General features: G+C 44.8%; 10 protein-coding genes, 1 other RNA gene and 1 other annotated feature. Of the genes, 9 read left to right on the forward strand and 2 right to left on the reverse strand.

Annotation, left to right across the window (positions count from 1 at the left end):
- Positions 1-82: 82 nt before the first annotated feature.
- The 6 genes from speB to ssrA all read left to right on the forward strand — a co-directional run bounded on the left by speB (position 83) and on the right by ssrA (position 7314).
- The gene (gene speB, locus BBA02S_RS08400) at positions 83-1045 is read left to right on the forward strand and encodes an agmatinase (RefSeq protein WP_041094797.1); all 963 of its coding nucleotides are present in this window, start codon (positions 83-85) and stop codon (positions 1043-1045) included.
- 40 nt (positions 1046-1085) lie between these two features.
- Positions 1086-1302, forward strand: a binding site (T-box leader).
- 48 nt (positions 1303-1350) lie between these two features.
- Positions 1351-3042: an arginine--tRNA ligase gene (gene argS, locus BBA02S_RS08410; protein WP_041094793.1), complete on the forward strand. Its 1692-nt coding sequence runs from the start codon at positions 1351-1353 to the stop codon at positions 3040-3042.
- Between the two features lie 181 nt (positions 3043-3223).
- A complete protein-coding gene (locus BBA02S_RS08415) occupies positions 3224-3970 on the forward strand; it encodes an alpha/beta hydrolase (protein WP_041094791.1) in 747 nt (248 codons plus the stop codon).
- A gap of 24 nt (positions 3971-3994) precedes the next feature.
- Positions 3995-6337 carry a ribonuclease R gene (gene rnr / locus BBA02S_RS08420; protein ID WP_041113452.1) on the forward strand — a complete coding sequence of 781 codons (2343 nt, stop codon included), beginning with the start codon at positions 3995-3997 and terminating at the stop codon, positions 6335-6337.
- 59 nt (positions 6338-6396) lie between these two features.
- Positions 6397-6864 carry an SsrA-binding protein SmpB gene (smpB, locus tag BBA02S_RS08425; protein ID WP_041094787.1) on the forward strand — a complete coding sequence of 156 codons (468 nt, stop codon included), beginning with the start codon at positions 6397-6399 and terminating at the stop codon, positions 6862-6864.
- A gap of 93 nt (positions 6865-6957) precedes the next feature.
- Positions 6958-7314, forward strand: a transfer-messenger RNA (tmRNA) gene (gene ssrA / locus BBA02S_RS08430).
- A gap of 500 nt (positions 7315-7814) precedes the next feature.
- On the opposite strand, the gene BBA02S_RS08435 is transcribed toward ssrA, so the two are convergent.
- Entirely contained in the window at positions 7815-8171 is a 357-nt protein-coding gene (locus tag BBA02S_RS08435) for a winged helix-turn-helix transcriptional regulator (protein ID WP_052474962.1), read from the reverse strand.
- Between the two features lie 120 nt (positions 8172-8291).
- On the opposite strand from BBA02S_RS08435, the gene BBA02S_RS08440 reads away from it, so the two are divergent.
- Together BBA02S_RS08440 and brnQ are read left to right on the forward strand one after the other, a co-directional pair.
- Positions 8292-8918, forward strand: coding sequence for a nitroreductase family protein (locus tag BBA02S_RS08440; RefSeq protein ID WP_041094785.1), 627 nt, complete (start codon positions 8292-8294; stop codon positions 8916-8918).
- A 328-nt stretch (positions 8919-9246) separates the two neighbouring features.
- Positions 9247-10602, forward strand: coding sequence for a branched-chain amino acid transport system II carrier protein (gene brnQ, locus BBA02S_RS08445; protein ID WP_041094783.1), 1356 nt, complete (start codon positions 9247-9249; stop codon positions 10600-10602).
- Positions 10603-10632: 30 nt separating this feature from the next.
- On the opposite strand, the gene BBA02S_RS08450 is transcribed toward brnQ, so the two are convergent.
- Positions 10633-11301: a GntR family transcriptional regulator gene (locus tag BBA02S_RS08450; RefSeq protein WP_041094781.1), complete on the reverse strand. Its 669-nt coding sequence runs from the start codon at positions 11299-11301 to the stop codon at positions 10633-10635.
- A gap of 316 nt (positions 11302-11617) precedes the next feature.
- On the opposite strand from BBA02S_RS08450, the gene BBA02S_RS08455 reads away from it, so the two are divergent.
- A complete protein-coding gene (locus BBA02S_RS08455; protein ID WP_041113453.1) occupies positions 11618-11857 on the forward strand; it encodes a hypothetical protein in 240 nt (79 codons plus the stop codon).
- Positions 11858-11924 lie beyond the last annotated feature (67 nt).

Here is an 11924-nt window from a genome sequence, read left to right on the forward strand (position 1 = left end):
AGCACCGGTGTTTCGGAACTTTCATTGCTGGCATGCAACTTGCAATTCAATGGAATAAAAGTGTGTGGGGAGGAAAGATGAAATGAAATATCCTTTGTCGCCAGATGTAAAACCGGAATTTTGCACGACAGGTTCTTTTATGCGCTTGCCTGCTGAACACGAAGACGCCCGTGTGGCCATCGTTGGCCTGCCTTTTGACACGGCCGCTTCTTTCCGGGTAGGAGCCCGTTTTGCCCCGCAGGCTATTCGGCAGTCGTCTATGACGCTGTTTCCGTATCACCCGGTGCTTCGAGTTTTTCCTTTTGAAGAAACAAACGCCATTGACATCGGGGACGTGCCGGTGATTCCGCATAATATTCATAGAAGCTATGGATTGATGGAGGAAACTGTTTTAGGTTTGATGAAGCAGCATATCATCCCGATCGCTCTGGGAGGAGATCACTCTGTCACTCTTGCGAACCTGCGGGCTGCTGCGAAAGTGTACGGTCCGGTAGCGATGATTCATTTTGACTCGCATACCGATACATGGGATACATACTACGAAGAAAAATATTGGCACGGTTCGCCTTTTATCCGGGCGCATGAAGAAGGGCTGCTGCAAAATGAAAAAGTCTTCCAGATTGGCATTCGGGGCACACTGAACCATCCGGGGGATATTCGCTCCAGCACCGACCTTGGGTACAACCTTATTACGACTCAGGAGCTGAAAGCACGCGGAATCGCAGACGTAGTAGCGGAAATAAGAGAGAAGATCGGCGACACGCCCTGCTTTTTGACATTTGATATTGATTTTGTTGACCCCTCCTGTGCGCCGGGAACAGGCACGCTGGAAGTAGGAGGGCCGACGAGCTTCGAAACGCTGGAAATGGTTCGTTCGCTGACCGGCTTTAACTTTATCGGCTTTGATTTAGTTGAAGTGCTTCCTCCTTACGATCCGGCTCAAATTACCTCTCTCTTAGCGGCCACAATTGTTCATGACTTTACGGGCCTGGCTGCGCTGCAAATAGCTGCAAAACATAAAAAGACTGTTGCCGAAACAAAATAACAGCAGTATAGTAAGTAGAAATATAAAATATTGCCAAACAAGAATGTCAATGATGAAGAGAGTAATCATGAAGAGGGAAGATAGAGAATCGGGGATGGTGGAAGCCTGGTCGAACTCAAATGATGAACCGCACTTCGGAGACGCCTGCCTGAATGATAGTGTAGGGCCGGCCGGGACTCGCCCGTTAACAGAACAAAGCTGGTTTCGTTACGGAACAAAAAGAGTGGCACCGCGAAGTATCAACTCTCGTCTCTTATATAGAAGAGGCGGGAGTTTTTTATTTTTTTTGCCGGGAGGAGAAAAGAATGAGATTCAGTGAAGAGTTTGCTGCAGCTTTATATCAAGTGCTAAAGGACGATTTGCCAAAAGAGGAAATCCAGCAGCTGATTGAAAAACCGAAGCATGCGGAGCATGGCGATTTGGCTTTTCCGTGTTTTTCGCTAGCCAAAATCCAGCGGATGGCCCCGCAAAGCATTGCAGAACAGCTAAGCCGTGCGGTTCAGTCTCCGCTCTTTGAAAAGGTGGAGGCGGCCGGCGGGTATGTAAATGCTTTTTTGGACAAGAAATATGTAACGAAATTGGTGCTTGAAGAGGTGATGGCGAAAAAAGAACAATATGGAACGCTCCATATCGGCAAAGGGGAAGTAATAGCTATCGATATGTCCTCACCGAACATCGCCAAGCCATTTTCCATGGGCCATCTTCGTTCTACCGTGATCGGACAGTCGCTCGCCCTGCTGCTCGCTAAAGGCGGATACAGACCTGTAAAGATCAATCATCTCGGCGACTGGGGCACGCAGTTCGGCAAGCTGATTGCTGCGTATAAGAAGTGGGGGGATGAACAGAAAGTAAAGGAGCAGCCGATTAAAGAATTGCTCGCTCTTTATGTGAAGTTCCACGATGAGGCAGAGCGGAATCCAGAGCTGGAGGCACAAGGCCGCCAATGGTTTAAACGGCTGGAGGATGGCGACCAGGAGGCAGTTGTTCTGTGGGAATGGTTCCGGGAAGAATCGCTCAAAGACTTTTCGCGAATTTATCAGCTATTAAATATTGAATTTGACTCGTATGCAGGAGAAGCTTTTTACAACGACAAAATGGATCGAATTGTCCGGCGGTTGGAGGAGAAAGGGCTGCTTACTGAATCAGAACAGGCTCAAGTCGTGCTGTTAGCGGAAGAAGAGCTGCCGCCCTGCTTAATCAAAAAGTCAGACGGAGCCACTTTGTATGCAACAAGAGATTTAGCAGCCGCCTTCTATCGCAAGGAAACGTATCATTTTGCCAAATCTCTGTATGTAGTAGGCGGAGAACAACGCCTTCATTTCAAGCAATTAACAAGCGTGTTAAGGAGAATGGGAGAGAGTTGGGCTGACGATCTGATCCATATTCCGTTTGGCATGATGCGCAAAGACGGCAAGAAAATGTCCACGAGAAAAGGACAGGTTGTGTTGCTTGAAGAAGTTTTGCAAGAATCGATTGCTTTGGCGAAAAAGAATATTGAACTGAAAAACCCCGGGCTGGCGAATAAGGAAGAGGTCGCCAGACAAGTTGGCGTCGGAGCGATTGTGTTTAATGACTTGAAAAATTACCGGCTGAATAACATTGATTTTTCGCTGGAAGATATTTTGCGGTTTGAAGGGGAAACGGGGCCGTATGTGCAATATACTCATGCCAGAGCCTGTTCGATTTTGCGGAAAGCCGGCTTTCATGCAGAAGAGAAACGAACGATTGTGTTATCCGGTGAAAAAGAATGGGAAGCGGTCAGCCTGATGATGTCCTTTCCGGAAGCTATCGAAAAAGCGATCAATGACTTTGATCCTTCACGGATTGCCAAGCATACGATTCAGCTGGCCCAAGCCTTCAACAAATATTACGCAGAGGTGAAGGTACTGGAGGAAGATGAGCAGCAGCTTTCCCGTCTGGCTTTTGTTTCAGCTGTGGCCCAATTATTGAAGGAAGGACTGGCTTTGCTGGGCATTGAAGCGCCTGATGAGATGTAATTGATTGAAAAAGCTTTGCTGAATGGCTCTTTCCGCTTTCATTTTCTTACAAGAAAATCTTTTCTTGCCTTTTCTCTCCGTGAATTAGTCCCTCTCGCTGGTTTCCAAGGACATTATTTCGTAAAATGATAATGAATGTCTGTGGAACGGTTCATACTAGAGAAAAGGGGTTTTTTGTACTATGAAATTACGTTTGCCGAAACCATTTACATTTGAAGCTGGAAAGCGGGCGGTTTTGCTGCTTCATGGATTCACCGGAAACTCTTCCGATGTGCGGATGCTTGGCCGCTTTTTGGAAAAGAGAGGATACACCTCACATGCTCCGCATTACAAGGGACATGGAGTTCCGCCGGAGGAACTGGTTCACACCGGCCCAGAGGACTGGTGGCAGGATGTAATGGACGGCTATGAGCATTTGAAGAGCCTTGGCTATCAGGAAATCGCCGTAGCCGGCTTATCACTCGGCGGGGTCTTTTCCTTAAAGCTCAGCTATACGCTCCCTGTGAAAGGAATTGTCACGATGTGCGCGCCGATGTATATCAAAAGCGAAGAGGTTATGTATCAAGGAGTGGTGGACTATGCCCGCCAATTTAAAAAGTTTGAAGGAAAATCGGACGAGGTAATTGAACAAGAGATAGAAGCGTTCAAAAAAACACCGATGAACACGTTGAAAGCCTTACAGCATCTCATTGCCGACGTGCGCAACAATATAGATATGATCTATGCACCATCCTTTATCGTCCAAGCCCGTCATGACGAGATGATTAACCCGGAAAGCGCGAACATTATCTATAATGAGATCGAATCAACAATGAAGGAAATAAAATGGTATGAAGAGTCCGGCCATGTGATTACACTGGATAAAGAAAAAGAACAGCTTCACGAAGACATTTATGCTTTCTTGGAACGGCTGGACTGGAATGTGTAAGATAAAATGCAAGGAGGGATTGTTATGGATCAGCAAAATGAATTAGTCGACAGGCTGCTGACTTATATGAAAGAAGAGTCTTATAAACCTCTCACTGTTAAAGAGCTGGAAGAGATGATGCAGATTGAAGATTCTGCCGAGTTTAAGGACTTTGTGAAGGCGCTTGTTTACATGGAAGAGAAAGGGCTGGTCGTTCGTACACGGGCCAACCGTTACGGGCTTCCTGAAAAAATGAATTTAATACGGGGCAAAATTTCTGGTCATTCAAAGGGCTTTGCCTTTTTAATCCCGGAAGAGCCAGGAATGGATGACGTATTTATCCCTCCTCATGAGACAAATGGCGCCTTAAACGGGGACATCGCGCTCGTCCGCATTACATCTGAGACGAGCGGATCGCGGCGTGAGGGGGCAGTCGTCCGTATTTTAGAGCGAGGAAAAACGGAGATTGTTGGTACATATACCGACAGCAAGCATTTTGGCTTTGTGATTCCTGATGACAAAAAGTTTGCGAGCGATATTTTTATTCCGAAAGAAGCCGCCCACGGAGCTGTAGAAGGCCACAAGGTAGTCGTGAAAATCACCTCCTATCCGGATGGCCGCAAAAGTGCTGAGGGGGAAGTTATTCAAATTCTCGGCCACAAAAATGACCCGGGCGTCGATATTATCTCGATTATTTACAAGCACGGACTGCCCCAGGAATTTCCGGAAGAAGTGATGGCTCAAGCCCATGCTGTGCCGGAAACGATCAGTGACAAGGATATAGAAGGCCGCCGGGATCTGCGCGGCGAAACGATTGTCACGATTGACGGAGCCGATGCCAAAGATTTAGACGATGCCGTGACGGTAACAAAGCTGGAGAACGGCAACTACAAGCTTGGTGTCCATATTGCTGATGTCAGCTACTATGTGACAGAAGGATCGCCTATTGATGAGGAGGCCTATGAGCGCGGTACAAGTGTATACTTGGTTGACCGTGTGATCCCGATGATTCCGCATCGCCTTTCTAACGGCATCTGCTCGCTTAATCCTAAAGTAGACCGGCTGACCTTATCTTGTGAGATGGAAATTAACCCGTCCGGGGAAGTAGTCGGGCATGAAATTTTCCAAAGTGTCATTAAGACGACAGAAAGAATGACATACAGCGATGTCAATCAAATCCTCGTGGAAAAAGATGAAGAGCTTCGAGCTAAGTATGAACCGCTTGTGCCGCTGTTTGAGCAGATGGAGGAGCTGGCAGCTATCCTGCACAATAAGCGGGAAAAACGCGGAGCGATTGACTTTGATTTTAAAGAATCAAAAGTCATCGTGGATGAGGAAGGAAAGCCGGTTGATATCGTGCTGCGGGAGCGTTCGGTAGCGGAACGCTTAATTGAAGAATTTATGCTGGCGGCCAATGAAGCCGTAGCGGAGCACTTCCACTGGATGGACGTGCCGTTTATCTACCGTATCCATGAAGACCCGAAAGAAGATAAGCTCCAGCGTTTCTTTGAGTTTATTACCAATTTCGGTCTCGTTGTCAAGGGAACTGCTAATTCTGTGCATCCGCGTGCGCTGCAAGAGGTGCTGGAAGCAATTGAAGGAAAACCGGAAGAAGTGATTATTTCCACAGTGATGCTTCGCTCCATGCAGCAAGCGAAATACTTTGATGAGAGCTTGGGGCATTTTGGGCTATCGACTGATTTTTATACTCATTTTACTTCTCCGATCCGCCGCTATCCGGATTTAATTGTGCACCGTTTGATTCGCACCTATTTAATCGAAGGGCGTGTGGATCCGGCTACGCAAGCGAAATGGGAAGCGCGGCTGGCGGAAATTGCCGAGCATACATCTAATATGGAGCGCCGGGCTGTCGATGCGGAGCGCGACACGGATGAACTCAAAAAAGCAGAATTTATGCTCGATAAAATCGGGGAAGAATTTGACGGCATCATTAGTTCGGTGACGAACTTCGGCATGTTTGTTGAACTGGAAAATACAATCGAAGGCCTGGTTCACGTTTCGTATATGACGGATGACTACTATCGCTATGACGAACAGCAATATGCCATGATTGGCGAGCGTACGGGCAATGTGTTCCGCATCGGTGACCAGATTACAGTCCGGGTACGGGATGTCAATAAGGATGAACAATCTATTGACTTTGAAGTGGTCGGCATGAAAAATACGAAAAAGCGTCCGCAGGAACAGGCAAGAACAATTAATGTGAAAGCAAAGAACAAAAAAGTGAGCGGCCCGCAAGGCAATAGCGGGGAAGGAGCGGGCGGCGAGTGGACGAACCAGCCGCCGGAAAAAAAGAAAAAGCGCGGCAAGTACTATGAAGGCGTAGCGAAAAAACAAGCAAAGAAAAGACGCAGAAATAAAGGATAATAGACGCCTGGCAGCTTCAAAGCTGCCAGGCTGGACTGAATAACGGAAGGTGAAGAGATATGCCAAAGGGAGAAGGAAAGGTAATTGCGCAAAATAAAAAGGCGCATCATGATTTTTTCATTGAAGAAACCTATGAGGCAGGGATTGTGCTGCAAGGAACCGAGATTAAAGCCGTCCGTGCCGGAAGAGTGAATCTGAAAGATGCGTTCGCCCGGATTTATAAAGGGGAACTGTTCGTCTATAACATGCATATAAGCCCGTATGAACAAGGCAACCGCTATAATCATGAACCGCTTAGAACGAGAAAGCTGCTGTTGCACCGCAAGCAAATTGACCAGCTGATCGGAGAAACAAAAGAGGCCGGTTATTCGATCGTGCCGTTGAAAATGTATTTAAAGGATGGCTATGCTAAATTGCTAATTGGACTCGCTAAAGGGAAAAAGAAATATGACAAACGTGAGGACCTGAAAAGAAAAGAAGCGAAGCGGGACATCGAGCGGGCGTTTAGAGAGCGGCAGAAAGGGTAAAAGGGGAACGGTTGTTGCTTTTTCTGCTGAAAATGGTATAATAAGAACTGTAGCTGAGCATCGGACATATCGTCCGGTTCCTATTTCTATAATGGGGACGTTACGGATTCGACAGGGATAGTTCGAGCTTGGGCTGCGAGCCGGAGGGCCGTCTTCGTACCAACGCAAACGCCTAAATATAACTGGCAAAAAAGATTTAGCTTTAGCTGCCTAATATAGGTTCAGCTGCTCCTCCCGCTATCGTCCATGTAGTCGGGTAAGGGGTCCAAACTTAGTGGACTACGCCGGAGTTCTCCGCCTGGGGACAAAGGAAGAGATCAATCAGGCTAGCTGCCCGGACGCCCGTCGATAGGCAAAAGGAACAGTGAACCCCAAATATATCGACTACGCTCGTAGACGTTCAAGTGGCGTTATCTTTGGACGTGGGTTCGACTCCCACCGTCTCCACCAATACATAATATGGTGGAAGTACTCGTATATTAACGATGATATAAATTAGGGATATTGAACGGGAGTTGAACCTCGTTGCAATATCCCTTTTTTCATACGTACCTATTATGCCTAGTTGGAGACCCTCGACTTCACTAGTAAGTAAATTCTATCACAACGATAAAGGAGTATATGGAAGATTTATTGGTATAGATTCCTAATACATCGTAAAGGTAATGGGCAACGATCCCATTACCTTTTATTTTTAAACAAAACAGATACAGGTATTATTAGTAAGCACAGGAAAAACGTCATCCATGTAGTTTGTCTATTTCATTCAATTCATTTCAATCCTTCCAGAATCAAATAAACAAAAATCCTAATTATTACTAGCATATGGGCCAATGAATGCCCATCCGCTTTAACATGACCTTCCTGTTCATTATGTGACCAATCAGACGATGCCAGTTATTGCAAATAAAATAGGAAGGAAAGTGATTACCTTAACGCTGCATAGGTGTTTAAGAAGAAGAAGCCTTCCCCACCCATTCCATTACAGCGCGGATCACCTTTTCTAACTCTTGGCCAAGCGGGGTTAATTGATAGGTGACTTTTCTCGGAGAAGCTTCGAATGTTTCCTTGACTATGAGCCCTTCATTTTCTAATTCGCGCAGCCTTTCAGTCAGGAGCCGATCAGAAATCCCTGGAATTTCGTTTAATAATTCGTGGTACCTTTTCTCTCCTTTCAGTAAAGTATAGATAATGACTCCCATCCAGCGCTTTCCAATAAACTCGATTGTATGGTGAAAATTATCGCAAATGCCTGCAGCGTTCCTGTTTTTGCTTTGAAGACAATCAAACTCGTTTTGTTTACTCATCGCGCTAACCTCAATGTGTTTTAAATAAATTTTATCACATTGTATTTGACAGCCCAACTTACTAATAGTAATCTTATTCTTGAACTTACTTAAAGTAAGTTCAATGAGGAGGGAAAGAACATGGAAACAACTATGTGCAGCTTATCGGAAGTGATCCGTGAGCGGAAATCTGTTAGAAAATATGATCCAAACTATATAATTCCAAGACATAAAATAGAGGAAATGCTCCAAGAAGCAACGCTTGCTCCTTCATCCAGCAACTTGCAGCCGTGGCGCTTTCTCGTCATTGACGATCAAGAGATGAAGAAGGAGCTCCGGGCAATTGCTTACAACCAAGAGCAAGTAGAGACGGCTTCTGCAATCATCGCTGTGCTAGGTGATACCGAAATGTACAAGAGTGCCGAAAAGGTTTATCAAAGCAGCTATGAGGCAGGCTTTATCGATGAAGAAAGCATGAAGAAGGTCATTCAAAGCACGAACAATACTTATCCAAATGCGCCGTTTGAGGCGAGAGCAAATATTGCTTCTTTTGATGCCGGCCTTGTATCTATGCAGCTGATGCTGATTGCCAAAGCCAACGGCTATGACACCGTCACAATGGGCGGGTTTGATAAGCAGAAGTTTGCTGAAAGATTTGAGCTGTCCGAAAGGTACATGCCTATTGTGCTGATTGCGGTTGGAAAAGCGTCCGCTCCGGCTTACCAAACGACACGCCTTCCTTTAGAAGAAGTCGTGCGCTTTATCTAATTGAATCATGCTTGACAGTGTAAAGAGCATTCGGCTTAGCTGCCGAATGCTCTTTTGTATGCAAATGAAGGTTTATCAGTTATTGAAAGGGGAAACCTTTCATTTATGGGGCATGTAAGAATCGGCTTTAAATTAGGAAGAAAGAGGAATAACACCTTATTCATGGGAATAATTTTTATCATTTTTAAATCTTCAAAATATTTTACAATAATATATTGAAATTATGGAGCAATAGAAGTAATATAGTTCTAGCGATATATTGCATACTTCGTCTCGAAACCTTAGTGGACGAAAATAGATATTGCATCTTAGAAAGGAACTAATAATTATGAAGACGAAATTACCTTTTTCAGCTTATCTTGCCATAGGAGTCATGTTGTTTGCTTTATTCTTCGGAGCGGGCAATCTTATTTTTCCGGCACAGCTTGGCCAAAACGCCGGAACAAATGTATGGCCAGCAGTCATTGGCTTTTTAACTACAGGAGTGGGCCTGCCTTTCCTCGGTATTTTGGCAATGGGGTTTTCCGGAAGTGCAAACCTCCAGGAACTGGCAAGCCGGATTCACCCTATATACGCGATGATCTTTACTTCACTGCTTTATTTAACAATTGGTCCGTTTTTTGCTACGCCCCGTACAGGAACAGTAGCGTATGATATCGGAATTGCGCCCTTTGTAGGGGGAGATTTTGCTCGCGGAGGCTTGCTCATTTTCACATTCATATTCTTTGGAATCACCATGTGGCTGTCATTAAACCCTTCAAAAATTGTTGATCGGGTGGGGAAAATACTATCTCCGGCACTGATTGTACTGATCTTTGTTTTACTTATTACAGTGATTGTCAAGCCAATGGGAGCAATTCAAGCGCCGCAAGAAATCTATACAAACGGGGCTTTTGTGAAAGGTTTCTTGGAAGGCTACAATACAATGGATGCGCTGGCCTCGCTCGTATTTGGTATTATTGTCATTCAAGCCATTCGCGCAATGGGTGTGACATCTAATCGGGAAGTGTTATCTGCAACAGTGAAAGCCGGCGTTGTGGCAATCTTTTTCCTTGGTGTGATTTATGTGGGAATTGCTTACCTAGGCGCAACCAGCACAGAAAAATTTGGTGTGTTTGATACGGGAGGCGCCGTATTGAACAGTGCTGCTTCTTATTACTTTGGAGGCTTTGGAACGATTATGCTGTCGCTGATTATTATTCTTGCTTGTTTAACGACCAGCATTGGATTAATTACAGCGTGCGGTGAGTATTTTCACACGTTAATGCCAAAAATCAGTTATAAAAAGTTCGTTGTCTTCTTTTCCTTATTTTCGTTTGGGATTGCGAACTTCGGATTATCCAATATTATTATGTACTCTATTCCAGTGTTAATGTTCTTGTATCCGCTCGCGATCACATTAATGCTGCTGACCTTTTTGTCGCCGCTGTTCAGCCATTCACGTGTTGTGTATGTATCGGCAACAATCGCCGCCTTGCTGATCAGCACGATTGACGGATTAAAGACATTTTGTGACTCCTTCTCTATTCCGTACTTTAACTGGATGAAAGCAGTAGTATCTTTTTATGAACAAGCTTTGCCATTGTATAGCCAAGGACTTGGATGGCTCTTGCCTGTTCTCATCGTGATTGTTGTGACAGGTGCGAGTGTTCGCATGCAAAAACTGGCAAGTGCTGAAGCTTAATAAAAAGCCGGCTCCCTTAGGGACCGGCTTTTATAGTTGTTTTGATGTCAGCGGGCGAAAGTCTTCAATAGAACGGAGCCAGTTTTTTCTCATGCTGTCAGCAGCGCCTGCCGTATCTCGATTCTTTAAGTAATTAATAATGGCCGTGTGCTCTTTGATCGACTTTTCCGTCAAGATCATGGAGATATGAAAAAACAGCCTTCTTACATGAGCTTGAAGAAAGGGGATCATGTTGGAAAGATACGGATTGTTGGCTGTATCAACGATAATTTGATGAAACTCTTCATCAACCTTTAAAGCTTGAAAATAATTTTTCGCCTGGACAGCCTGGGCGAACTGTTCGTTTGTATTTTCCAGAAGAGAGATGACCGCATCTGTCAAATGAGGAACTGCTAGTTCCGCTGCTAGCGCCTGCAAAGCGGCCAGCGGAGGAAGGAGATCTTTCATCGATTCTTCTTCTACTTGCGTCACTCGCGTTGATTTGCCCGGATACATTTTAACAAAACCTTGGGCTTCGAGAAGCTGAAGCGACTCGCGAATCGGCGTTCTGCTGACCCCTAGTGCTTCGGCAAGCTCTTTGTCATTCAATTTTTCCCCCGGCTGCAAGGTGCCATCAATAATCCATTGCTGCAGTTGAATGAATGCGCTTTCTTTTGCGGATTTTCTTACCGGCTTTGAATGATCGATAGGTATCGGCATGGAAGTTCACCATCCTGCATTAAATTCTATATTATCTCTCTATAGTATACAGGAAAAAAGACGATAGAGAAATATACAATATATTAGTGTTTTCAGAACAATGATAAATTGAAAGCAGAAACGGATGTCTGCCAGGCTGCTTATAGATAGTCGGATAGACAGACCCTTTATTTTATATTCCAATGGGTGAATGGATAGATTTATTATGAATAAGAAAAGTCAATAGTATATAACGGATTAAATGTGTCTAAATTATAAAAAATAATTGACAAAACTGTGAAGTGGAGAAATAATAAAAGAAAGGGAGATGGATGAAATGGAAAACAGGTGGAGAATGTTAAACGCTGTGAAATATCTCGGCGGTACAGTGCTTGCGCTCGGGATTATTGCCTTTTTAATTGGATTCTTTGCGAGCGGTTCCAGTGTATTGACTCCTATAGGCATCGGAGCAGTAGTGGGCGCAGGATTTGTTTTTGTGTTCGGAGTATTTTTTGTAGCTGCTGAGGAAATGCTGGAAAAAGCTTATCAAGGGACAGCACCGTATAAAACTAAATAAAAAGAGTTATTTATAATAAGTCTCAGACTGTAGACAAAACTTAATGAAAATTGAGTTTGTCTACAGT

Source organism: Bacillus badius NBRC 15713 (assembly GCF_001591605.1).
GTDB classification, from domain to species: domain Bacteria; phylum Bacillota; class Bacilli; order Bacillales; family Domibacillaceae; genus Pseudobacillus; species Pseudobacillus badius.